This is a genomic window from Parabacteroides timonensis (assembly GCF_900128505.1).
Classification (GTDB): domain Bacteria; phylum Bacteroidota; class Bacteroidia; order Bacteroidales; family Tannerellaceae; genus Parabacteroides; species Parabacteroides timonensis.
In genome coordinates this window covers 1,642,456-1,667,169 of the sequence record NZ_LT669940.1, presented here as the reverse complement: position 1 = coordinate 1,667,169, position 24,714 = coordinate 1,642,456, and the positions used below count along the sequence as shown (strand labels likewise).

General features: G+C 45.0%; 20 protein-coding genes. 10 read left to right on the top strand and 10 right to left on the bottom strand.

Going from position 1 to position 24,714, the window contains the following annotated elements; all coding sequences use genetic code 11:
- Positions 1-7: 7 nt before the first annotated feature.
- From BQ7394_RS07190 to BQ7394_RS07160, 7 genes are all read right to left on the bottom strand, one after another.
- On the bottom strand, positions 8-3,244 hold the full coding sequence (locus tag BQ7394_RS07190) for a DUF4132 domain-containing protein (RefSeq protein ID WP_075556734.1): 3,237 nt from the start codon (positions 3,242-3,244) through the stop codon (positions 8-10).
- Between the two features lie 68 nt (positions 3,245-3,312).
- Positions 3,313-3,705 (bottom strand): MmcQ/YjbR family DNA-binding protein, encoded by a 393-nt coding sequence (locus tag BQ7394_RS07185; RefSeq protein WP_075556733.1) that lies wholly within the window; start codon positions 3,703-3,705, stop codon positions 3,313-3,315.
- Positions 3,706-3,732: 27 nt separating this feature from the next.
- A complete protein-coding gene (locus tag BQ7394_RS07180; protein ID WP_075556732.1) occupies positions 3,733-5,295 on the bottom strand; it encodes an ATP-binding protein in 1,563 nt (520 codons plus the stop codon).
- 77 nt (positions 5,296-5,372) lie between these two features.
- Positions 5,373-5,987 carry an HU family DNA-binding protein gene (locus BQ7394_RS07175; RefSeq protein WP_075556731.1) on the bottom strand — a complete coding sequence of 205 codons (615 nt, stop codon included), beginning with the start codon at positions 5,985-5,987 and terminating at the stop codon, positions 5,373-5,375.
- 300 nt (positions 5,988-6,287) lie between these two features.
- Entirely contained in the window at positions 6,288-7,295 is a 1,008-nt protein-coding gene (locus BQ7394_RS07170) for a sensor histidine kinase (RefSeq protein WP_075556730.1), read from the bottom strand.
- Positions 7,296-7,305: 10 nt separating this feature from the next.
- Positions 7,306-8,064, bottom strand: a complete 759-nt coding sequence (locus BQ7394_RS07165) for a LytR/AlgR family response regulator transcription factor (RefSeq protein ID WP_075556729.1) — start codon at positions 8,062-8,064, stop codon at positions 7,306-7,308.
- A gap of 46 nt (positions 8,065-8,110) precedes the next feature.
- Complete coding sequence (locus BQ7394_RS07160) at positions 8,111-9,013, bottom strand: DUF6268 family outer membrane beta-barrel protein (RefSeq protein ID WP_082211702.1); 903 nt, start codon at positions 9,011-9,013, stop codon at positions 8,111-8,113.
- Between the two features lie 198 nt (positions 9,014-9,211).
- On the opposite strand from BQ7394_RS07160, the gene BQ7394_RS07155 reads away from it, so the two are divergent.
- The 10 genes from BQ7394_RS07155 to BQ7394_RS07105 all read left to right on the top strand — a co-directional run bounded on the left by BQ7394_RS07155 (position 9,212) and on the right by BQ7394_RS07105 (position 23,071).
- Positions 9,212-10,501: a TolC family protein gene (locus BQ7394_RS07155; protein ID WP_075556728.1), complete on the top strand. Its 1,290-nt coding sequence runs from the start codon at positions 9,212-9,214 to the stop codon at positions 10,499-10,501.
- Between the two features lie 15 nt (positions 10,502-10,516).
- Complete coding sequence (locus BQ7394_RS07150; RefSeq protein WP_075556727.1) at positions 10,517-11,410, top strand: efflux RND transporter periplasmic adaptor subunit; 894 nt, start codon at positions 10,517-10,519, stop codon at positions 11,408-11,410.
- A 9-nt stretch (positions 11,411-11,419) separates the two neighbouring features.
- Positions 11,420-14,545: an efflux RND transporter permease subunit gene (locus BQ7394_RS07145; RefSeq protein WP_075556726.1), complete on the top strand. Its 3,126-nt coding sequence runs from the start codon at positions 11,420-11,422 to the stop codon at positions 14,543-14,545.
- A gap of 52 nt (positions 14,546-14,597) precedes the next feature.
- On the top strand, positions 14,598-15,014 hold the full coding sequence (locus BQ7394_RS07140; RefSeq protein ID WP_075556725.1) for an EamA family transporter: 417 nt from the start codon (positions 14,598-14,600) through the stop codon (positions 15,012-15,014).
- Positions 15,011-15,685, top strand: a complete 675-nt coding sequence (locus tag BQ7394_RS07135) for a response regulator transcription factor (RefSeq protein WP_075556724.1) — start codon at positions 15,011-15,013, stop codon at positions 15,683-15,685. The genes BQ7394_RS07140 and BQ7394_RS07135 overlap by 4 nt, the downstream gene beginning before the upstream one ends.
- The gene (locus BQ7394_RS07130; RefSeq protein WP_075556723.1) at positions 15,682-16,752 is read left to right on the top strand and encodes a sensor histidine kinase; all 1,071 of its coding nucleotides are present in this window, start codon (positions 15,682-15,684) and stop codon (positions 16,750-16,752) included. The genes BQ7394_RS07135 and BQ7394_RS07130 overlap by 4 nt, the downstream gene beginning before the upstream one ends.
- Before the next feature lie 64 nt (positions 16,753-16,816).
- Entirely contained in the window at positions 16,817-18,049 is a 1,233-nt protein-coding gene (locus tag BQ7394_RS07125; RefSeq protein WP_139317684.1) for a phosphatase PAP2 family protein, read from the top strand.
- Between the two features lie 65 nt (positions 18,050-18,114).
- Positions 18,115-18,765 (top strand): DUF1349 domain-containing protein, encoded by a 651-nt coding sequence (locus BQ7394_RS07120; RefSeq protein WP_075556902.1) that lies wholly within the window; start codon positions 18,115-18,117, stop codon positions 18,763-18,765.
- A 404-nt stretch (positions 18,766-19,169) separates the two neighbouring features.
- A complete protein-coding gene (locus tag BQ7394_RS26070) occupies positions 19,170-21,224 on the top strand; it encodes a DUF805 domain-containing protein (protein WP_210436522.1) in 2,055 nt (684 codons plus the stop codon).
- Between the two features lie 200 nt (positions 21,225-21,424).
- On the top strand, positions 21,425-23,071 hold the full coding sequence (locus BQ7394_RS07105) for a diphosphate--fructose-6-phosphate 1-phosphotransferase (RefSeq protein WP_075556722.1): 1,647 nt from the start codon (positions 21,425-21,427) through the stop codon (positions 23,069-23,071).
- Between the two features lie 72 nt (positions 23,072-23,143).
- Here BQ7394_RS07105 and BQ7394_RS07100 read toward each other — a convergent pair whose 3' ends face one another.
- From BQ7394_RS07100 to BQ7394_RS07090, 3 genes are read right to left on the bottom strand one after another with little or no spacing between them, the layout of a single operon-like run.
- Positions 23,144-23,917, bottom strand: a complete 774-nt coding sequence (locus BQ7394_RS07100) for a tetratricopeptide repeat protein (RefSeq protein WP_082211696.1) — start codon at positions 23,915-23,917, stop codon at positions 23,144-23,146.
- A 33-nt stretch (positions 23,918-23,950) separates the two neighbouring features.
- A complete protein-coding gene (locus BQ7394_RS07095; RefSeq protein ID WP_075556720.1) occupies positions 23,951-24,286 on the bottom strand; it encodes a TM2 domain-containing protein in 336 nt (111 codons plus the stop codon).
- A 55-nt stretch (positions 24,287-24,341) separates the two neighbouring features.
- Entirely contained in the window at positions 24,342-24,713 is a 372-nt protein-coding gene (locus tag BQ7394_RS07090) for a DUF2752 domain-containing protein (RefSeq protein ID WP_075556719.1), read from the bottom strand.
- Between the last annotated feature and the right edge of the window lies 1 nt (position 24,714).

Sequence of the window (24,714 nt, the reverse complement as noted above, 5' to 3'; positions counted from 1 at the left end):
GATGTTCTTATTCTTCTTTCAATACATCAAAAATACCCAGTACGCTGCAAAGGAAACGGGCGGGAACGCTTTCGGGAGAGAGGATTACGTTGTTCTTCGGCTCGTCCTCGGTCGTTTGGTCTTCTCCCATACGGTACAAGACGACATCTCCGAGCGTTACGTCATCGTCATACTCCTGTCCCATGTACATGTATTCGAAATTCAGCAGGGCTGCAATATTCAGAAACTTGTCCACGAGGTGATAACAGGTGTAGCTTCCCGCATCCCAGACTTCTCCGCGTACCATGTTGTGCTTCCTGGCAATACCGCTTATCTTTCCTGACTTGACAATCAGACCGTTGTAACGCGTGATCTTGTTGCCATTCGTCTCTTTTTCTCCTAAAACAATTATAGGAGCGGTTAGTTGCGGGATGGGCTGTACTATTTCATAATCATCCAGTTGTTCCTTCCAGCCGGCAAGAACATCTTCTTCCAGTTCAATGGGGTGAACGAGTGTGATAGCAGCCTTTTCGGGTAATGTATATTCTTCTTCATCCACCGTATTGAATGTGCCGTCTTCCATATAACGGAACGTGCCGGTCAGTTTGTCCCCGTCGTACACACCCCATATCAGTCCGGTAGCGAAACGGTGCATGATCGGGTTTTCCACAAAGAGCGTGTTCCAGGAATCGACTGTCCAGCGGCGTCCGTTCATAAGTACTTTCTCCAGACGGTTGGTCTGTGACTGTACAGTGGCTTTGATCTGTTTCTTTAATTCGGAAAATTCTTTTTTGGCAGCCGTTGCTTTTACTGCATCGTCGTTTGCTCCGGGAGCTGGCATGGACTTGATCGTCTTTTGTTTCTCATTGTCGAAGATAGACAGCGAGAAGTCGGGCATCAGCGTAACCGTGAAGTTTCGCGGACCGTAATCGAGTATCTTTTCTCCTTCTTTGTTGAAACCCAACGTGGGGACTATCTTGTCGGAGAGTTCGTCTTCTGGTATTTCCAGTGCTTTGGCGGCAAACGTAAAGGCGGCTTTTGCTGCATTCTTTACTTGGTTGTTCGGGAACTTGACAGAGATACCGTCGATCATAACCAGTGCTACGCTTCCTCCGTTCATGGCAATGGCATTGACAACGAAGGCAGCAATGGCACCGCGTGATGCTTCGGCCCAGTCTTTCAACTGTGTTTTCAAGCGAAGGATCTGTGTGTCGGAACCGTAGATGCAATACGGAACCATGATCATCTTCTTTTTGGCTTCCGCACCGTTCTCTTTCCAGAACAGATAAATATTTTCCATCATCTGTTGGAAGTCGGGGGCGTGCAATTGTTCTACCACTTTATCGCAGGCTTTGACCTTATAGGCTTCTTCCAGGCTCAGGTATTCGGAAAGGATATAACGAGTGACGATGGCCGGTGCTTTCTCCGCCATATCGGCAAAGCGGACATCGGTGAACATGTCTTCGGGTATCCAGGCGATGAACTTTTCATTGTCGTTGTCGAAGTTGTCGTTGCAGTATTCGACGACGCTTTCTTTCGTGAAGGTGAAGTCGGCACCGAACTTCCGTTCGTTATCCCAACGTTTGATGATGCGCTTTCCGGCAGCCAATGCGTCTCCTTTCAGTTTGGGCAGGCTTGATTCCAGCAATGGGCGGGTTGCTTCTTCGTGGCCGTTTATCAATTCTTCGGCTGTTTTGCGGAGTATCTTCGATTTATTGGATAATAATCCGATGAGCGGTTTGATATCGGTCAGTTTGCAGGTGCCGTAGATCATGTCGAGCCAGTTTTGTGTCTCTTCGATCGACAGTTCGCCGCTGTTTAATAGATCCAGTGCGGTTGACTGGTTGTCGATGATATCTTCTTTTTCCAGTGTATCCTGCATCCGGTACGGGTTATAGGCATAGGCTTTGAAGACTTGGGCGTACGTGAAATTGCTTGCCGTGTTCAATAGAAGCTGCAGACTTTTACGGGATGGGCGGTTCAGCCATTTTTTCCGTGTCTCAAGGAAAATATAAGCCGTAAGGATTGGATTGTTTACCGTGACACTTGTACGAATCTGGATCATTAATATATTGATAAATCGCTTGGCAAGTTCCGACTGTTCGTATAAAAGGGCCAAAGCTCCGATCATTAGGCCCGGAGCATTTCCTCCGTAGTTATATCCGAAGTTACTGCAAAGTTTTAATCGGTTTTCCCAGACAGTCTGCGGAGTGGATTCATTCATGGCTGCCGAGATCAGGTTGTCGGCATTGCCTAAAGATTCTCCCAGAATATTCAGCATGCAACGGGCCTGCAGCTCCTTACTTGTAGCCAGTTCTTCCGTTCCCTCGCCATTCTCTAAAAGGATTGCCAATAGATAAAGGCTGTTTACCGCTTGCTGGACGGCAGTTGTTTCTGCCAACATCCGGTAGACAGTCATGAACAGTTCTTTGTTCTCTTTATACAATGTGTGAAACAGGGAGGGTTTGTCTATATCGTTATCTTCGGTCAGGACCAGATAGTAATATATGTCCAGCGGTGCCTCGATCGATTGCAGGAATGCGGGCATTTTATGCGGGTTGAGATGATAGAACAACGCGCGTGCCGAGATCTTATCTTTGAGGGAGTGGAGTAAACGCTCCTTTAACTCGGGGCTGAACTTATAGCTGAAATACAGGATATATGTAAAGCTCGGACCGGAATATTTGCCGGTTAAAGCCGTCAACACCGGCAGATAACGGGCATATTTACCGGCATCCTGCTCCAATAACAGTATCATCAGATATAATGCCAGATACAGTTCATGGTTGCTGTTTCGTTGTTCCTCCAGTTCTTTCAGCTTGTTGGAAAGAAGTTGGTCGGCAAAAGCCTCCGATTCTGCCGGGCAATATTTAAGCAATATCTCTGCTATTTCGTATAATTCCGGGCCTTGTGCTTTGTGACGGCTTACCGACTCTTTGATTAAGTTCTTGAAGTCGTGGCCGTAGCCGATACGCAGGCAGAGTTCCAACTCGTCTTTCAAGTCCCATTTGTGGATAGGTCCGTCACGGCGTATCTTTGAGATGATAACTAACATGCGGCGTGCCAGTTCTGCATTTTCTCCGTTCAGCTCCTGTAGGAGCCAACTATCGTAACTGGCATATATTTTGGGGCCCGAAATAATCACTTCGGGTGCCTGGTCGATCTTCTCTTCCAGATATTCATATACTTTAGGGGTAAAGGCGCATTTGTAATATCCTTGCTCATAGATCCTGGACCATTGTTCGAGCATTTGTTCTTTTGTCATGGTATCTTTAAAGTTTGCTTTGATTTAATATAAAAGCAAATGTATAAAAATATTTTGTAATGCGTTATTTACTCATGCCCATTCGTCCCCCTTTCTTCCAGCTTTTCCCTTTCTTTCTTTGTCAGGCTCCCGACCACGATCTCATACGATTTCTTCACCAGCTCTTTAATCTTCTGATCCGGCACATCCTGATTGAAATAGACACTGATCCAATACTTCTTGTTCATGTGCCATCCGGGCGTAATGCCTGCATAGCGTCCTTGCAGTTCCCCCGATTCATCCGGATTGCATTTGATACAACAGAAATCAAAGACCTCGATATTAACAAAGCAAAACCATTTATCCGAAATATAGAAACACAAGACGTCCCGACTGTACTTATCAGCCACATTGGGAAACGGCATCTTCTCATGCACTCCTTTCAATGAAAGACAGTATTCTCTGAACTCTTCGATATTCATATCAACATGTCAAGGTAATTTTCATATTCATTTCACATTCGTCCAGTTTTCGATATTGCGCTCTTCGGCACTGAAATTGGCACCAACTTTGATTAGTTGGCGGCCATCGGACTGGTAAGGGATGAGATAGCCCTTATCGTCGATCTGGCGGAGGGCTTCTTCTACGGTGCCGTCGAGTTTGAACTCGAAGACGTAGATGTAGTCGCGGGTTTTCACCACGGCATCGGTACGACCGCGGGCACTGCGCACTTCGGCCTCTGTGAACTGTCCCATAAGCTTGAAGACGAGATAGAAGACGGCCTGATAGTGGCGTTCGGTCTTGTCATTCAGTTCGTAGGGAATATCGGCAAAGAAGGTACGCAGGCGCTCCATAAAGGCATCGACGTCCCCCGATTCAAGTTCTATGACGAATCTACTGATATAGAAGGGACTTTCGGTAGAGGGGATAGCAGTGTAAAAGGGAACGATAAAGCTGAGGAATCCGTATTTTACCTCTTCGTTTGGGAATCCCAGGGTGTAAAGACGGAATTCTTTGTCATAGTCTTTAATCGTCAGGTAACCGCTTTGATAGATCACCGGGATGGGACGTTGCACGTCGGCTCTATAATCGGCAAAACCATCGACTGCCATTTGTACGCCGTCGATGTCGCGCAGGTCGTAGTCGGTCTTTTTCAGCAGCTCGACGAGAAAGGTCGGGGTTCCGGTCTTAAACCAGTAGTTGTCGAATTGACTTCTGTCCAACACATTCAAGACGCTGAAGGGGTTGAAGATACCTTCCTGCCCAAACATGAAATGGTAACCGTCGTAGAGGCGTGTCATGGTTTCGCGTGTCTTTTCGGGAGTGAGGTCGTTGTCTTCGGCCAACTCTTTCAGTTCGGGTTCGAAATTGTCAGCTATTTCTTGCCAGGTGAGGCCGCAAATCTCGTTATAGCGCTTGTCCATACTGATATCGTTCAGCTGGTTGAGGTCGCTGAAGACGCTGACCTGGCTGAATTTGGTGACGCCTGTCAATAGATAGAATCTCAGATATTGGTCGGCACTTTTCAGTACGCCGTAGAACGCTTTCAAAGTATCCTTGTAGGCTGAATGGAGTGCTTCTTTATGCAGCGATTGTAATAGCGGCTTGTCGTATTCGTCAACTAGGACAACGGCGGGGTGGCCTGTTTGCTCGGCAGCACGGCGTATCACCCCTTTAAAACGAAGGGAAAGGGTTGTTTCATCCTTCCCTTTTCCGTAGATTTCTTCCCATTGTGTCAGTTGATTGCTGAGCAGGGCGTCCAACTGTTCGGGGGCGTCGAACTTTTCGGCATTCAGATCTATATGCAATACCGGATAGGCAATCCAGTCTTTTTCCAGCTGCTCGATGGCAAGTCCTTCGAATAGCTCCTTTTGCCCTTTGAAGTAGGCCTCGAAGGTCGATATCAGCAAGCTTTTGCCGAATCGCCGTGGACGGCTCAGAAAATAAGAACCTCCGCTGTTGGCCAGTTCATAAACAAGGGCTGTTTTGTCGACATACAGGAATTGATTGTCGCGGATCTTTTTGAAACTCTGCACCCCGATCGGGAATTTGCGTAAGATTGATCTAGCCATAGTTGTACTGCTTTATAAAGTAGCAAATATAGTTATTTAATTTGAATTCTGCCGCAGGTTGCTGCCGGCGCATTTGTCTATGCGGGTGATATTTCGTCTGCCTGCGGCGGCAACGAATACACCCTGTGTGTCCGGTATCCCATCTGGATCACTACTCCATCCTTCGTAAACTGTTTCATATCCTCCGTAGCCCGGTAGCGGCTGCAACCGTTTAGCGACGCATAATCCGTCAGATTGATATACGGATTGTTTTGCAGGTATCTGAGCATTTTCTTTTTCCGGTCTTCCTGTTCGTTGGAAGTCACATTTTCCCTTTTGACTTTTATCGGCCGCTCCTTATTGACCAATGCTTTCAATCGTTTGGAACAACGGAAATTTACCCCGTCCGCCCTCGCAAAGAAGACAGTCCGGCCTTTCTCATCCGTTTTCTGTAACGTTTTGAGGGCAGGGGAGAAGTGCCCCAATCCTTCCAGTTCCACACAATATCCGTTGGATAAATTCCTTCCGATATAAGTGATTAATGCCTCGATCGCTCCTTTCACATCTGCCGAAGTGAGGGTACTCGAATCAGAGAGGTATTCACAGACGTCTTCCATTCTCATGGTCCCTTTGGATATAAGCCGGGCGCAAGACTGTTGCTCCTTGCCGCTGGTGTTAGGGGCCTTGTATACTCCGAATTTAATTCTTCCCATAATCGCTTAATTTTAGTACTGATATAGTTGTTATTACCTCGGATGTATCTTAGACAAGGTGCGTCCGAATCTTATTTATCTGCCTATATAATCTGTTGCCGACGCTGTCGACAATATTGTTGACACTGTCGAAAGCTTTGCCGACACTGTCGTTTATTTTGCCGACAGTGTCGGCAACAACTTCCCTGCCTTCCAAAGATAATAAATATAGGGATGAAAAGCAAGAGAATCCAGGTTCATTTGTGTGTGGAACCGAATAAATTCCATAATGTCTGGCTAGTTTAGAAGTATATATTGCATTCAGGTGAAGAAGTGAACGGATTGAATAAAAGGCATTTTGACTGTGAATGTTTTTTCATCTTTCGCTACCTCGATCGCTTTGCCGTAAAGGGAATATTGGTGTTGCAGGTTTTTTAGTCCTGTGGCGTTGCTGGCTACGTAATTGCGTAGCTGGAGGTTGTTGGAGACGGTGATGGTTTCGTTTTCTATTCTTATTTGGATGATTAATGGGGATTTGCTTGTGCTGATGTTGTGCTTCAGGGCGTTCTCGACGAGCATTTGTATGCTGGCAGGGATGACGTGGCATGTCTGGCAGTCCTCTCTGTTTTCGATTTCGACCTGCAGGGTGTCGCCGAAACGAATCTGTTCCAGGTATAGATAAGAGTCGACAAACGACAGCTCTTCTGCCAATGTCACCGTAGGCCGTTCGTGAGTAGTAAGCAAATAGCGGTAGACGTTGGAGAGCTTCTTGGCGAAGAGGTTTGTCCGGGCTGCATCCTGATAGGCTAGCGAAGCCAGGATATTAAGACTGTTGAAGAGGAAATGAGGATTTATCTGGTTTTTCAGGACCTGAAATTGATATAAGGCCTTTTTCTTCTCGATGGTTGCCAGTTGCTTCTCGTGCTCAATCTGTCGTTTGTGATAGAAGAATATTTCGATGAATAAGACAATGATGCTATTCCATAATATAATAGGAAGGACACTCTTCATCAGATTAAATTCATGTGAGCGGAATAGGCTTATTAAATAGTTGGCGGCGCCGGACAGTATGGCGATGAACAGGGCCGTCAGCAGTATGTCGGAGATGATGTGTATGCTGGTTGTCTTCCGCTTTCTTTGTTGGGAAAGGCTGACTATCTTGTAGTCTATCACTCCGATGAGGAAGCAGACAGGCATGTTGTATACGAAGTTCTGGATTATCTTTTGTGAGTTTTCGTTGCCAGACAATATTGCAAATGTGAGAATGCACATCAATAAGGATGCGGCAATCAGCAATACGAACAGTAGGATTGTCTTTTTCTTTTCCATAGCATATCTGTTATTGAGTGTCGTCTATCCATTTCAGAAAGTCGCTGATACGGTTGCGGCTGACTGTTATCTGATGAGGGCATTCCGGTTGGAAAGATAGTTTTAACCGGCTGGCAAAGTATTTGGATATCTTTTTGATGGACTTGATGTTTGCGATGCAGTTGCGCGATACGCGGAAGAATCGGTCCCTGTCAAGTCTGCTTTCCAGTTGGTCCAGCGAGTAGTTTATGATGTGCCTCCGGTTGGTGAACAGGTGGAGGAAGGTATATTTGTCTTCACTGTAAAAGAAGGCAATCTCGTCTGTCTCTGCATATTGAAAACAATCTCCCGTTTGGATTAGAAAACGGTTTTTCTTGTTGCGGTCCAGATAGGTGACTTCCAAACTTTTGTAAGCTGGGCTGTCGTAGCGCAACAGATGATTGCGTTCGAACTTACATAAGGCGGCGTCGAGCTCCTTTTCTTCTATGGGTTTTAAAAGGTAGTCGATGCTGTTTGTCTTGAATGCTTTAAGCGCATATTCGTCGTAGGCGGTAGTGAAGATGATGGGGAGGTCGACAGGATGTTGCTCGAATATCTCGAAACTGAGTCCGTCGGACAGCCGGATGTCTGTAATCATCAGGTCGATTCTGCCTTGCCTAAGCAGCAGGATAGCCTGTTCGATGCTTTGTGCCCAGCCGGTCATCTGATAGTCCGGGCGTAGTATTTGCATCATTCGCTTGATTTCTTCGTAAGCCAGCCGTTCGTCTTCTATTAATATATAATTGGTCATATATAGTTTGTTGAATAATAATCTTTTCCAAAAATACGATATTTAGTCAGAAACCGTAACGTATTCCTGCCATAATATGGAATGTCCTGTTGAAGTCCCAGCTGTTCTCTCCTTTGAAACTGCTGGCGAATCCTTTCAGACTTCGGTCTGATATTTTGACGGAGTTGTACATTTCCAGACCTATTCCTGCGTATGCCGATATCTTTTGTCCGATCTTCAGTTCGGGACGCAGGTAAGACCTCAGCCGGGTTGCTCCGTATATTTTATCTTTACCGTCCAGATTCATTACGGCTGATAGTCCGTCGATATCGAGGAAGACCAGGCTTAGTCCGAAGTGCTTGCTCATTCGTTTGGTAGCAGCTATTTTCATTCTGCCAGCTATCTCTACGTCGATGTCGATGCTGCCGTTGGTCTGCCATTTAAGGAAGGACATGGGCATGATGAGCGGAAGGCCGTATGAGTTGGTTAGTCCGACACCGACTCCGATGTCGAGATTGCCCTTTAACTTGTAGGCAAAGATGAGGGCGCCGTTAGCCAGTAGACTTTTGAAGGAAATTTGGTCGGGAGAGGAATAGATGCCGGCTCCGAACGAAGCTATCAGATACCATTTGTCTGAAATGGGGCGCGTGTGGGAGAGGTTGAAGCTGGTATTGAGTATGCGTTCAGGATTTATTTCGGCTGCTTCCTCTTTGTTGTTGAGGAGAGCATACGAACAACTCAATGTGCCGGACCATGCGATAGGCTGGCCTTTGTCGTTTTGTTTTACGGAAAAAGGAAGTGTGTATCGACCGGAGAGTTGCAGCTGGTTGCCGGAACCGCATCTGTTTTCGTCTTTGTCGAGAAATGAACGGGAGGGCGTGTAGCCGGTTTCTATATATCCTTGTGCCATAGTAGTATAAGGTAAGAGGAACAAGAATAGGGAGGCCCAGAACAATTTGAATAGTGTCATGTATTTTTCTTTTAAATATTATAATGAATAGTGTCAGTCTGTTGGGCGCAAAGGTAGGCGAGTGGAGTCCTGTGGTTCAATTGTTTTCGGATGGAGTGCTGTTTGAGTTGGTTGAAATGCGTAATTGAGAGGATGAGCGTTTCTATCTTCAAAATGTCTTCAATATTCCCTCTTAGTTTTGTCGCAAAAAAACGAGAGATGAAGACGTTATTGATTGGTTTGGGGCTTAGTTGTTACCTGCTTTCAGTAAAGGGACAACAGGTTTCGTATACATTGGATTATTATCTGGAATCGGCGCGGGAGAACAGTCCTCTTATTCAGGATTATAGGAATCAGAAAGAAATTGAGGTTTATGAACGACAACGGCTGAAAGCATTATACACTCGTTCGAAGGTAACACTGAACGGAGATTACCTCTTTGTTCCTGTCATCTCGAAGGATAACGGGAAGACTTCTTTTGAATGGAATCCGCAGGATGGGGTCGATTATTATGGTTATGATCTGGGACAGAGCAGTGGTCATTTTCAGGCGGGAGTGACCTGGACGCAGCCGTTGCTGGGGCACAGTGCCTATAAAGTAGCTGGCGAGCAAGCACGGATGAATACGGAGATACTGAACGATAAGATGCATCTGGAGCAACATCAGTTGGAGCGGGTGGTAACGGAACAGTATCTTCTTTGCCTGCTGGATAGTAAACAGATAGCCTTTGCCGATTCTGTCGGACAACTGCTCGACCGTCAGGCTGCCGTTGTCCGGTATCTGGCGGAAAGCGGTCTGGCAAAGCTTTCGGATTTGCAACTGGTGACGATAGAACGGCAGAGTAATCAGGACATGGAGATCGCTTCGCGGCAATCTTTTTATACGCATTTGATGGATTTGAATATGCTGTGCGGTATCAAAGATACTGCGGTGGTTTTGTTGGAAGAACCGGCTTTGACGCTACGGCTGCTTCCTGCCGCTTCGTCGGCCTTTATGGAGCAATACCGGTTGGATAGCCTGAACACACTTATGTCTCTGCATTCGTTCAACGTACAATATAAACCACAGCTCCATTTGTTTGTCGACGGAGGTCTGCGTATCTCGGAGTTTGTTTCCATGCAGAAGCATTTCGGGATGAGTGCGGGGCTTACCTTTTCATGGACGTTGTATGACGGCAAACAAAAACGGCTGATGGAGAAGCAGGCGCGTGCCCGTATGAACAGCATCGCTTTCTATAAAGATAATTTCAATATGCAACAGGAGTTACGCAGGCAACAATATCTGACGGAACTGAAGACCTACGGGGAAAGGTGCCGGTTGTTGCAAAATCGTCTGGCGGAATACCGGCAGGTACTTGCGGGCTACAGGAAAGAGATGCAGGCAGGCGAATTATCTGTCATCGATTATATTACCGTGCTGAGGAACAGGATAGAAGCAGAAAAAGAATATATATTACTGGAGACAAACCGTCAATTACTCATCAATACTTTTAATTACTGGAATTGGTAATAAATATCATATCTTATGAAATGTATCGTATTATTACTGGCAATATGCCTGACTGCCTGCGGGCGGTCATCCGGCGATGCGGAGACTTCCTATGAGAAGCCCTGGACATCCGTTACGCTGACACATGTTACACCCGGCAGGATCAGGAACGAAATCGTACTTTCCGGTACGACTGTCTATCAGAACAAAACGATAGTTACGGCTCCTATCCCTTCCTTTATTTCTGAAGTAAATGTACAACCCGGCATGAAGGTAGAGGCAGGTCAGCTTCTTTACAAATTGGAAAGCAAGGAACACCGTGCCTTGTCCGGTGAACCGCAGGAAAACAGGTTGGGGATGGTGGCTGTCAGAGCGGCTGCCTCCGGAATCGTAACGTCTGTGATGCAGCAAACAGGCAGTTTCGTTGCCGAAGGGACTGCCCTTTGCACGCTTGCCGATCTGAACAGCCTGGTCTTTGAGTTGAACGTGCCTTACGAACAAAGCCGTTATATTATACCGGGGAAGACCTGTACGATCGTATTACCGGATGCGACGGTCTTGAAGGCTGTTATCCGGACTCCGCTGGCGACGATGAACACCGCTTCGCAGGTCCAGCAGGTAGTGGCCCACGCTCGTTCGTCTTTCTTGCCTGAAGGATTGACTGTCAAAGTGCTGGTGGATACCGGACATACCGGAAATGAAATCAGGCTTCTGCCTAAAGCAGCCGTACAAAGCGATGAGATGCTGACCGGTTATTGGGTGATGAAGCTGGCAGACGATAGTACTGCTGTCCGGATTCCCGTAATCATAGGAAATAGTTCAGCGGACAGTATCGAGATAGTATCCCCTTTGTTTTCTGCTTCCGACCGCATTGTCCTGAGCGGCAGTTACGCATTGGAAGACAGTGCCCGTGTCGTTATCCTCAAATAGAAAGCAGCAATGAACACAATACAGAAAAGAAGTTTTCATCAGCTCTATAGCAAACCGATCCTCTTTTTCGGTTTATTGTTGCTGATGGCCGGTATCTTTTGTTATACCCGTATGCAGACGAATCTGTTTCCGGAAGTGTTGTTCCCGCGTATTACCGTCATTGCCGATGCGGGGCAGCAGCCGGTAGACAGGATGATGATTACCGTGACCAAACCTCTGGAAAGTGCAGTAAAGAAAGTGCAGGGAGTAACCGTGGTGAAAAGCAGCACCAGTCGGGGCAGTTGCGTGATCGAAGTGTATTTTAACTGGGGACTGGATATCTACGCACTCAAGACTCAACTGGAGAGTCGGATTAACGAGATAAAGAGTTTCCTTCCGGCAGGGATTGTCATTTCTGCCGAGGCGATGAACCAGTCTTTGTTCCCGGTGTACGGTTATACGCTGGAGAGTAAAACACATAGCCGTATCGCGTTGCGGGATGTGGGGAATTTGATCGTGCGGCCTGTCTTTTCACAGGTTAAAGGGATCAGCAACGTGGTCGTGAGAGGCGGGAAGGCTAAAGAGTTTGTCGTTATTCCGGATGCGGTACGGATGTCTTCCCTCGGCATCACTCCGGAGTTGGTAAAAAGTGTCTTTGAACAGACTAACTTTGTGCTGGGCAATGGGAATGTGGCGGATTATAACCGTTTGTATCTGACCCTGACCGATACCCGTATCAATGATATGCAGGAACTGGAGAACACGATCATCTGCAACGACGGTGTCCGTACGGTCCGCCTGAAAGATATCGCCCGTGTGGAAGTGCAGGAACAACAGGAGTTTCTGAAGATCAATGCCGGAGGGAATGATGCCGTACTGATCGACCTGGTCAAGCAGCCGGGAGTCAACCTGCTCGAATTTGCCCGGGATGTGGATGTTCGGGCAGATGAGGTCCGGGCACAGCTTCCCGCAGGCTATGAGTTGAAACCTTATTACAATCAGAGTGCTTTTGTCGGCGACAGCATACATAGCGTTATAAAGACGATTTATGAAGGATTGTTCCTCGCCATTGTAGTTATGATTCTTTTTCTGTGCTCCTGGCGTGCGAGTCTGGTGGTTATGCTGACTATTCCGGTGACACTGGCTTTTAGTATTTTACTGGTTTATCTGGCTGGTATCACGATCAATATCATGTCGTTGGGAGCCATAGCCGCTTCTGTTGGACTGATAATAGACGATGCGATCGTTATTATCGAACAGATTTACCGGGAGCATGAAGAGCGTCCCGGAACCGACCGGTTTACGGTTGTCCGGCATGCCATACGGAATCTGTTTCCGGCAATGGTCGCTTCTTCGCTGGCTACCATCGTGATTCATTTCCCGTTCCGGCTGATGAGCGGGTTGGCGGGAAGTTTCTTTAAAGAGTTGTCCGACACGATGCAGTTGACGATGGTGGCTTCGTTTCTGGTGACCTGGCTTTTGCTTCCGGTCTTTCATCTGATGATCGGCTATAAAAAGGTATTCGGACCGAAGCGGGCAGATGCTCCGGCCGATAATAATATGGAAGAGAAAGCCGTTCATAAAGTTCACAGGCTTACCGTACTTTACGGCAAACCGTGGATTGCCGTCTGCTTTGTCCTTTTTCTGGCAGGGAGCGGATGGTTCGCTTCTTCACGACTGACTACCGGTTTCCTGCCTGATCTGGATGAAGGGACGATCGTGCTCGACTATCATTCTCCCTCCGGTACGGATATTGAAGAGACTGATCGTCTTTGTCGGCAGATGGAAAAGATTATTCTGGCGCATCCCTATGTGGATACTTATTCCCGTCGTACTGCTTTGGGGATGTCTTTCAAGACGCGTCCGAGTAATTTCGGGGATTATCTGATCCAACTGAAGAAGATGAGGACGAAGACGACGCCGGAGGTGATCAGTGACCTCCGTCACTCTCTTTCTTTAGCTGTTCCGGCCATGACCATTGACTTCGGGCAACGTATTTCCGATCTGCTGGGTGATCTGATGAGCACACCCAAACCCATTGAAGTGAAAATATTCGGAAATGATTATGCTACTTTGCAGGAGCTGGCAGCCCGGGCGGAGGAGGTGATGAGAACTGTGCCCGGCGTAGTGGATATCGATAACGGGCTGATTCCTGCCGGAGCTTCCCTGGTTTTTATCCCTGACCAGGAACGATTGTCGCAATTCGGTATCTCGTTGACAAACTTTCAGGAGCAACTGGCTGCATATACAGGGGGTGTTCCGTTGGGACTTCATGCAGACGTCATTGAGCCTAACCCGGCGCAGGCGGCTATGACCGGTGGTTTACAGATCGGTTCTATTCAGGAGGGAGAACAGATGAGGCGTATCTTGTTGCGTTTTACCGACTTTGCGGACAACTCACCCGAAAAGCTCCGTAACCAGTTGATTTTCCTTCCCGACGGAAGTACGCGCCCGCTTTCTTTCTTTTGCCGGGTAACAGTCATTCCCGGTGAAATAGAACAACGGCGTGAAGACCTGAAAAGTAACATCACCCTGACTGCACGCCTGGAAAATCGTGATCTGGGTAGCGCGATGGGTGACCTGCAACAGGCGTTTGCCCGGCAATTGACGTTACCTGCAGGTTGCAGCCTTGTCTACGGAGGCGCTTACTCCGAGCAACAGCAATCGTTTAAAGAGTTATTGCTGATTCTCGGTCTGGCAATTTTGTTGGTGTTCGGTGTACTTATGTCCCTGTTCCGGCAGTGGAGGATTTCATTGGCTGTGTTGTTTATCTCGGTAACGGGTATCTGTGGTTGCCTGCTGGCATTGTGGGTGACAGGTGTTCCGTTGAATGTCAGCAGTTATACGGGGATAATTATGATTGTCGGTATTATTGCGGAGAACTCTATCTTCACGGTCCATCAGTATCGTATGAACCGGAAAGCCGGTGGCGATGTGGCGGGATCTGTCAATTATGCCATCGCTTTGCGTATCCGTCCCAAACTGATGACGGCCATAGGGGCGATCCTGGCACTGATGCCGTTGGCTCTCGGTATCGGTATGGGGGCACAGATGCAGCAACCGCTGGCTGTAGCCGTCATAGGAGGGTTTGTTGCCGGGCTGCCGTTGCTGCTGATCGTTCTGCCGAGCCTGATGATGTTAATTTATAAACGGTAAAAAGAATTCTCAGGAAATATGTAAATTTGTCATATCCTAATCAGTATGTATTATGTGGAAATATTATGCGCTTCTATCGGCTCTCTTTGCTGCCTTAACGGCTATATTTGCGAAAGTGGGTGTCAAAGGAATTAATTCAGACCTGGCGACGGCTATCCGGACGTTGGTTATTTTGTTGATCACGTGGGGGATCGTATTCTTTGGTAATCATGTCGGTGAGATAAAAGAGATCAACCGGCATACATGGACTTTCCTTATCCTGTCGGGGATAGCGACGGGGCTGTCCTGGTTGTTTTATTTCAAGGCGATACAGGAAGGGGATGTTTCACGTGTGGCTCCGATCGACAAGCTGAGCGTTGTTCTCACGATCTGTCTTTCTTTCCTCTTTCTGAAGGAACCTGTAAGTTTGAGAGTGATTATCGGCGGACTGCTGATAACCGGTGGAAGCATTTTAATGATTGTGAAATGAAACTGTTGATCATTGAAGACGAACGGGAATTGTCCGGCAGCATTGCCGGCTTCCTCAATTCCGAGAACTATTTGTGTGAGCAGGCTTTTACTTTCGGGGAAGCGATGGAGAAAGTCAATTTATACGATTACGACTGTATCCTGCTGGACCTGATGTTGCCCGGAGGCAACGGTTTGGATGTCCTGCGGGAGATAAAACGGCAGAACAATCCGGCCGGAGTGATCATCGTTTCAGCGAAAGACTCTCTGGATGATAAGGTGAACGGTCTGAAGATCGGGGCTGATGATTATCTGGCCAAGCCTTTCCATCTGCCTGAACTGAGTATGCGTATTTATGCTATTATCCGCCGCAGGCAGTTTTCAAGCAGCAATACGTTGTCTAGCAACGATATCAGTGTCGACTTGTTAAGCAAGGAAGTCCATGTAAAGGACCGGATAGTGGTTCTGACCAGGACAGAATATGAGTTGTTGCTTTTCTTTATCGGAAATCGTAACAAGGTGATCTCTAAAAGTGCCCTTGCCGAACACCTGAGCGGTGATATGGCAGATATGCTGGATAACCAGGATTTTGTATATGCCCATATCAAGAACCTGAAGGCCAAGCTGGCGGAAGCCGGTGCGGACGATTGTATCAAGAACGTGTATGGAACCGGATATAAATGGATCGAATGAAAAGTCTGTTACATAAAAGCCTGACGCAGTTTATCGTCTGTGCAGCTGTGTTGTTGTTGCTTGCTACTCCTTTGTTCTATTATCTGACGAAGTATTTTTATGCCGAGGATCTGATAGATATAATAGAGGCGGTAGAGGCGGGAAATCCGTTGCCGGCAATGGATCTGGAGAGGGATCTGCTGGTCGGAGTGGTTCTGCAGTTTGTGTTGATCACCGGTGTGTTGAGTATTGCCCTTGTCCTGATGATGAGGCTTATTTCCAAGCGCCTGTGGATACCTTTCGACGATACGCTCCGGCGTATAGAAAGATTCTCTCTCGAAGGAGGAAGTATTCCCCGGTTTATGCCGAATGACACACAGGAGTTTACCCGGCTGAATGCCGCCCTTACCCAGCTGATGAAAAAGAACCTGGAGAGTTACCGTTTGCAGAAGGAGTTTACGGAGAATGCTTCGCACGAACTGCAAACCCCTTTAGCTGTGTTTCAAAGCAAACTGGACCTATTGTTGCAGCAGTCCGATATGACGGAAGAACAGGCGGAGATCGTCCAGAGCCTGTATGAAGTGACGCGCCGCCTGTCCCGCCTGAATAAAAACCTGTTGCTGCTTGCCCGTATCGAGAACGATCAGTATAAACAGATGGAAGAGATGGATGTGGCGCGGACTTTGAAAGAAATGTTGCCTTTACTGGTAAAGCTGACGGAAGGGATAACGGTGCATACGGATCTCGGAGCTCTTCCGGTTCAGGTAGAGGCCAACCGGACGTTATTGGAAAGCCTGATAAATAACCTGATTATAAATGCTGTACGTCATAATGTGAAAGACGGGGAAATCTTTATTTCCGTAACGGATCGCCGGCTGACCATCGCGAATACGTCGGCGGAGGCGGGTTTGGACGAGCAGTTGTTGTTCAGCCGTTTTTACCGTCCTTCGGAGAAGGTGCAGGGGAACGGTTTGGGGTTGGCTATCGCAAAGGCTATATGTGAATATCATGGTTGGCATATACATTATATATATAAGGAAGGTTTGCATCGGTTTACCGTATCTTTCGACAAGAAGGAAGTAGGCTGACCAAATTCAAATTATCTACAAAATTGCTTTCTAGTTTTGCTGCCGTCATTCATAGTTATATTCAATGATGCGTAGCAAACTATTCTTTTTATTCTTATTATCTGTCTCTTGGGGTGTGCATGCACAGGTCGATACTGTAAAGATCTTTCCCCGGGAGAGTGGCTTTCAGCGGACTATAAACAAGGTAACTTCTTCGCGGGCTTATCAGATGACTTATATCGGTGTCCCGCTTGTTGTCGGAGGGTTGATCGTGAAAAGTGAAGACGACCATTTCCGGCAGTTGAGGAATGCTTATCTGCCTGCGTTCAGCCGCCGTTACGATGATTATACCCAATATCTTCCGGCTGCCGTGATGCTGGGAATGAAAGCGGGAGGCGTGGAAAGTCGAAGTTCGTGGGGACGGATGCTGGTTTCGGATGCTTTTTCCGCTGTGATCATGTCGACGGTGGTGGGGCAGTTGAAAGTTCATACCAAAGTGATGCGTCCTGATGGTTCCAACGATCATTCTTTTCCTTCCGGCCATACGGCAACGGCATTTATGACGGCGACAATGATGAGCAAAGAATATGGTTTCAAAAGTCCGTGGTATAGTATCGGGGCTTATTCGGTGGCTACTGCGACCGGGCTTACGCGGATGGCAAACAACAAACATTGGCTGAGTGATATCCTGGCAGGGGCCGGTTTCGGTATCCTGTCGACGGAGTTGGGATATTTCTTTGCTGACCTGATATTCAAAGAGAAAGGGCTGAACCGTTCCGCTTCTTCTGAGACATTCGATCGTTTCCATGTTCCTTCATTTCTGGGGCTTCATCTGGGGCTTAGTGTTATTCCCGGCGAGTATCGCTTAAATGGTCATTCCCGGATGAGTTTTTCTTCCGGTAGCAGTGCCGGTGTCGAGGGAGCCTGGTTCATCAACCCGTATGTCGGGTTCGGCGGAAAGTTCACGGCAGCGAATATGTCTGTGATCTTGAATGAGGTAGCCGAAGACGAGTCGTTGGATTGGATAGCGGGATATGCCGGAGCATACTTCTCTTATCCGTTGGCTTCCCGTCTGTTGGTCGGTAGTAAGTTGCTGGCCGGATACGGTCACTATTCCGCGTGTGACCTGTCGACCGTGACGATCGGTAATAGGGGCGGTATGAGTATGGAAACGGGTGGTTCGATGACGTTCCTGGCTAAACAGAATCTGGGGGTAAAGTTCTTTCTGGATTACAATTTGACGCCGGCGGCTGCCCCATCCGATAAGAAGTGTACACAGATCCTTACGGTGGGGAGTTCTATTTCGGTAACGTTTTAATTTTGTATTGTATGTTTATCGGCAAAGGTCTACCTTTGCAAAGGTAAATAAAATGTATGAAAACAATGAAGAAAATAATCTTAGGCGTATTCGCCTTACTGGCAATGGAAACAACATCGGCACAGACACTCGAAAAGATGCAGTGGTTCAACGAACCAGCACAATGGGAGATCAAGGACAAGACATTGTCTATGTTCGTCACCCCGCAAAGCGATTACTGGCGTATCTCTCATTATGGATTTACCGTCGATGATGCGCCTTTCTATTATGCGACCTATGGCGGCGAGTTTGAAGCCAAAGTGAAGATCACGGGCGATTATAAAGAGCGTTTCGATCAGGCGGGACTGATGCTGCGTATAGACCATGAGAATTATATCAAGGCCGGTATCGAATTTGTAGACGGTAAATTCAATCTGAGCACGGTCGTTACCCATAAGACCAGCGACTGGAGTGTGATAACACTGGATAAACCTGTCCCTTATATCTGGATCAAGGCAGTCAGACGGTTGGATGCCGTCGAAATATTCTACTCCTTTGATGACAAGACCTACACCATGATGCGAAATGCCTGGCTACAGGATAATACGCCGGTAAAAGTCGGCTTTATGGGTGCTTGTCCTGATGGGAACGGTTTTAATGTAAAGTTTGAACATTTCCAGGTAAAGCATTTGCCTGATTTGCGCAGATTGGAGTGGCTGAAGAAAAATGCGGAATAAAATAGAATTGATTTTGAGTAAGTATATTGTCTTATCCGTTTAATTAATTTGTAATAAGTAACAGATATGAAATGTAAAGGATGAAATAATTTTTGATTTACTTTCAAATACGCGAAAAGAATTTATATCTTTGTTCCTTAAGAGAAGTTCGAAGAGTCGATACTCCTTATTATTTTAGAAAAAGAAGCGTTGTGCTTTGTCCTTATAGATGGAAACCTCGGAAATTTTCATTTGAATTAAACACAAGGACAGCACAGTGGGTTCACACGTATATGCGTGGGTCTGCTGTCTGTTTTGTGTTTAAGGTCATCCGAGGACCTCCATCTATAAAGCAGCACACAGTTCCACGCTTTTATTTTATTTGTACTATTGGGATACTGAAGTACGTTAAATCTAAATATTATATGAAATATTTTATTGATGCATTAAAGAAATATTCTGTTCATGAAGGGAGGGCAAGTCGAGTAGAATTTTGGGTATTCTTTTTTTACTATATGTTTTTTTTGATTGTTACATTTGTAATAGATACCTTATTGGGAACGACAATTGGTGATTCGTCTTATGGGGTATTTAGCACATTGTATGCAATTCTTACAATTATTCCTTCAATCGCAATCTCTGTTAGGCGTTTACACGATATAGGTAAAAGTGGTTGGTATTATTTATGGAATTTTGTTCCTTATATAGGATGGTTATATTTGTTAATTTTATTGAGTAAAAAGGGTATTTGTGGATATAATGAATATGGATCAGATCCGTCATGTTTATCTATTTTGAGGGAAAATGTATTAGAAAAAAAAGACGAACCAGTTCTGGACGAACCAGTTCTGGACGAACCAGTTCTGGACGAACCAGTTCTGGACGAACCAGTTCTGGACGAACCAGTTCTGGACGAACCAGTTCTGGACGAACCAGTTCTGGACGAACCAGTTCTGGACGAACCAGTTCTGTTTGTTAAGTATAATATACCACCGAATTATATCCAAGACTTGCCTTGGAAATATCCAGTAGTTCTTTGTCCTAAGAAAAATAGTGTGATAAGATCGTATAGAGAGGGAAAAACAAGACTTAGAGGGTATAAGGAACTTTCTTTTGAAAACACATTAAAAAGATATATAAAAGATTCTTTTAAGATATTAGGTAATGTTCATTTGAATACTTCGGAAAATACGAAACCGTTTGAACCTGATATAGTAATAATTGATGATAATTTAGGCTTAGATATTAGAATTGATATTGAAATAGATGAACCTTATGCTGCTATAACTAGACAGGCTTGTCACTGTTTGGGGGAAAATACCAAACGAAATATTTGGTTTATTGAGAGAGGTTGGATTGTTGTTCGGTTTACTGAAAAACAAATCCATACTCAAGAAAAAAGTTGTGTGAAATTTATTGTTATGTTATTGAAATCAATCTATCCAGATTTCATAATCCCTTTGTCTTTAAAAAATGAAGTAGATGTCCAAGAGGAAGATCAATGGACTAATCTTGAAGCACAAAAGATGGAAAAAGATAAGTTTAGAGAAGCTTATTTAGGAATAGATCATTTTTTAGAACAAAAGATCATAGACTCAGAATATCCATTTGAATTATCGAAAAAAGAAAAGAATGAAGAGCTGTATGTTATTATAGATTCTTTTAATGATTCATTGCCTGATTATAGTCCGTTCCCAATTAATAAAAATAATAAGCATAAAAATGATGACATTATTAAATTCTATCCTGAAGAACATTTATATCTTGTAAATAATATTGAATTTATTCCGGTTAGTACTGCGGTCTCTCGCTTTTTTCATGAGTTTGATAAAGAAAAATTTGCTAAGATGAAAGCAAGTCAAAGAGGTGTTACGATAGATTATATTTTGGAAGAGTGGGAATGTAAAGGGAATATGGCAAAAGAGTGCGGTACTTTTTTGCATACACAAATAGAAAATACTTTTGGAGGGAAAATAAGAGAAAATATATACCAATTCAATTATAACGGGAAAGATATTAAAGTTTCAAACTGTAAATCAATAGAAAAAGAGTTGGATTTCTTTGATTTATTTATTAAAGAACATGAATTTACCCCATATCGGACAGAATGGAGAGTTTTTGATTCTAAATATCAAATAGCAGGATCTATTGATCTTATCGCTAAAAAAGAGAATAGATATATCATGTTCGATTGGAAACGGAGCGAGAAAATTATTATTCCCAACGGAATTGGTTTTGTAATACGAAGAAATTCCTTTCAAAATGGCATTGGAGGATTAAAGCATCTTGATGATTCCTCATATAATCATTATTGTTTACAACAAAATTTGTATAAATATATTGTGGAAAACAATTATGGAATAAATATAGATCAAATGTTCTTAGTTATATTTCATTCATCTTATAATAAGTATTATTTAGTCGAAGTCCCTATAATGCAACAAGAAACAAAGTATATATTAAATGCTTTGAATCGTTGACTTATAAAGTAAAAGGCTGTAATACTAATTAAAAATAGATCCTATGATGAAGAATTAGACAGAAGCTGATATTTCAAGTTTTACTCGAAGTGGTTCTGCTATTTACTTTTCTTTCCTCTTTCACGATTAAAGAAAAAATTCTATATTTGCACCGCTTTTAGGAGTAAATCAGATAATTTCTATATAAATCAGATTAAGAAATGACAAAGAGCGCATTACAAATTGCAAGAGCAGCTTACCAGCCTAAGGTACCCGCTGCATTGAAAGGTGCTGTAAAAGCCGTTGATGGCGAGTATACAGAATCAGTAGCCGATCAGGAAGATATCAAAAAACTGTTCCCTAACACGTACGGGATGCCGATCGTTACTTTCGAAAAGAGCAGCGAAAAGAAAAATATGCCTGCTATCAATGTAGGTGTGATCCTGTCAGGTGGTCAGGCTCCTGGTGGTCATAACGTGATTGCCGGTATCTTCGACGGTGTAAAAGCTACAAACAAAGACTCTCGTCTGTATGGCTTTATCCTGGGTCCCGGTGGTCTGATCGATCACAAATATATGGAACTGACTGCTGATATTATCGATGAATATCGTAATACAGGTGGTTTCGATATGATCGGTTCAGGTCGTACTAAACTGGAAACAAAAGAACAGTTCGACAAAGGTCTTGAAATCCTGAAAGAACTGGGTATCTCTGCTCTGGTTATTATCGGTGGTGACGACTCAAATACAAATGCTTGCGTATTGGCTGAATATTACAAAGCTATCAACGCAGGTGTACAGGTTATCGGTTGCCCGAAGACGATCGACGGTGACTTGAAAAACGAACAGATTGAAACTTCTTTCGGTTTCGATACGGCTTGTAAAGTATATTCAGAAGTGATCGGTAACATCCAACGTGACTGTAACTCAGCTCAGAAATACTGGCACTTCATCAAATTGATGGGACGTTCTGCTTCTCATATTGCACTGGAATGTGCTTTGCAGACTCAGCCGAACATCTGTATCATTTCTGAAGAAGTGGAAGAAAAGAACATGTCTTTGGATGATATTGTTACATATATCGCAGGTATCGTTGCAAAACGTGCTGAAGAAGGACATAATTTCGGTACTGTATTGATCCCTGAAGGTCTGATTGAATTCGTTCCGGCTATGAAGCGTCTGATCGCTGAATTGAACGACTTCCTGGCTAAACACGATGCAGAATTTAAGATGATCAAGAAGAGCGAACAGCGTGCTTATATCATCAGCAAGCTGACAAAAGAAAACTCTGACCTGTATGCTTCTCTGCCGGAAGGCGTTGCACGTCAGCTTTCTTTGGATCGCGACCCGCACGGAAACGTTCAGGTTTCTCTGATCGAAACAGAAAAACTGCTGTCTGAAATGGTTGGCAACAAGCTGGCTCAGTGGAAGGCAGAAGGTAAATATAACGGTAAGTTTGCTGCACAGCACCACTTCTTCGGTTACGAAGGTCGTTGCGCTGCTCCGTCTAACTACGATGCTGACTACTGCTATTCTTTGGGTTACACTGCTTCTTGCCTGATCGCTTCTGGTAAGACTGGTTATATGTCATCTGTACGTAATACAACTGCTCCTGCTGACAAGTGGATTGCCGGTGGTATTCCTGTAACAATGATGATGAACATGGAAAAACGTCATGGCGAAATGAAACCGGTTATCCAGAAAGCTTTGGTGAAGCTGGACGGTGCTCCTTTCAAGAAGTTCGCTGCTAACCGTGACGAATGGGCGTTGACTACAAGCTATGTTTATCCGGGTCCGATCCAGTATTTCGGTCCGACAGAAGTTTGCGACGAACCGACTAAGACTTTGCAGCTGGAACAGGCTAAATAATAGCGTTCCAGGCATATTATAAAAGAAGAGGCTGCCTGAAGTTTGTAGCAATACAGACTTCGACAGTCTTTTTTATTTTTCCTGATTGTGAATATATTCGATAGCGTTCTGTGCGTCTTCCAGTCCCTTATCAGCAGCTTTCTGCATCCATCTTAATGCTTCTTCCAGATTATATTCGACTACTCTGCCCAAGTAGTAATATACTCCAATGTTGTATTCCGAATCGGGGAATCCCTGGTCTGCCGCTTTGCGATACCAGTAAAGGGCTAACTCGTAATTTTGAGGAACGCCTTTCCCGTATTCATAGCATGTTCCCAGATTATGCTGTGCTTTCTCATATCCGGCGACAGCAGCTTTCCGATACCAGTAAACAGCCATGCGGTCATTTTGAAGGGCTCCTTCTCCGTTAGCATAAATACAACCGATGTTAAATTGCGCTTCCACCATTCCCTGGTCTGCCGCTTTCTGATACCAAAGGAGGGCTTTCATTTTATTTACTTCAACGCCCTCGCCGCTGCTGTAGCAAAGTCCCAGATTGAGCTGGGCTTCGGCCAGTCCTTTGTCGGCAGCCCGCCTGTACCATTTGACGGCTTCTTTAAGGTTGATGTCGGTGCCTAAACCTTCGCTGTAGCTATGCGCCAGGTAGAACTGACCTATGGAATGGCCGGCTTCTGCCAGTTTATGATACCATTTGACAGCCTCGGTATAGTTTTTTGCCTTTTTGGCTGCCTTCGCTTTCTGCCACCATATTTCAATATGTTGACAATAGGCGAGATGAGAATATAATAGGTAGGATGCTGTAATAATAAGCATTCGGCGTAGTCTATGAAGATTTCTCTTATCCATAACAAATGCTGTTTTACGCTTCTGTAATGATTTTTAGATATTGATTATCTGATTTAGTTTTTCCATATTTTTTCTTTTCGTCACTCCGGTGATCATGAACCAGTCGGCGAGCCACCAGATTCCCAGTCCGCCACCGGTAAGGAGTTTACAGATTCCTTTGGCTATGTCTCCGATAAGGAAACGGTCTATTCCTAGTATTCCGAGAAAAATAGAGGTGAGTAATATCCTGCCCGGTCTTTTGAACCGTGTTGTTTCCAGGATGATCTCCTGTTCGGGAGTGAGGTTTAATAGCCGATGGATAGGAATTTCATATTCAGGAAATTTGCTTTCATTCGCCAGAAGAAATTTATCGACTTTGTTTGCTTCCATATTATTTTCGGTCGGTTTGTGAATATGATGCAAAGATACGAATTTCCTGTGTTATTTACAGTCCTTTATAGATATTCCATATCCAATTGAGGATAGCTAGGAGAATAATGGAAGCGAGGATGTATTTGTTCATGAGATGTCGTTCCGCTTTTTTCAGCCAGCTTCGGAACTGATCTTTTTTTCGGATATAGTCTATCGTCATGCCGGTAAGATAGATGGCTGTCAGTAGAACGAGTAATAAGCCATACGGATTGATCAGGATGGAGTCGTAGATATTTCCTGTTAATAAGATTAGAAGTGCACGGCGTGTTCCGCAGGCAGGACAGGGATATCCGGTGATTGTGTGGAATATGCAGGGAAATACAGATAATGCATATCCGACCATTATGATTATGGCAAGATATGCATATTTATTTCTTGTTCCCACA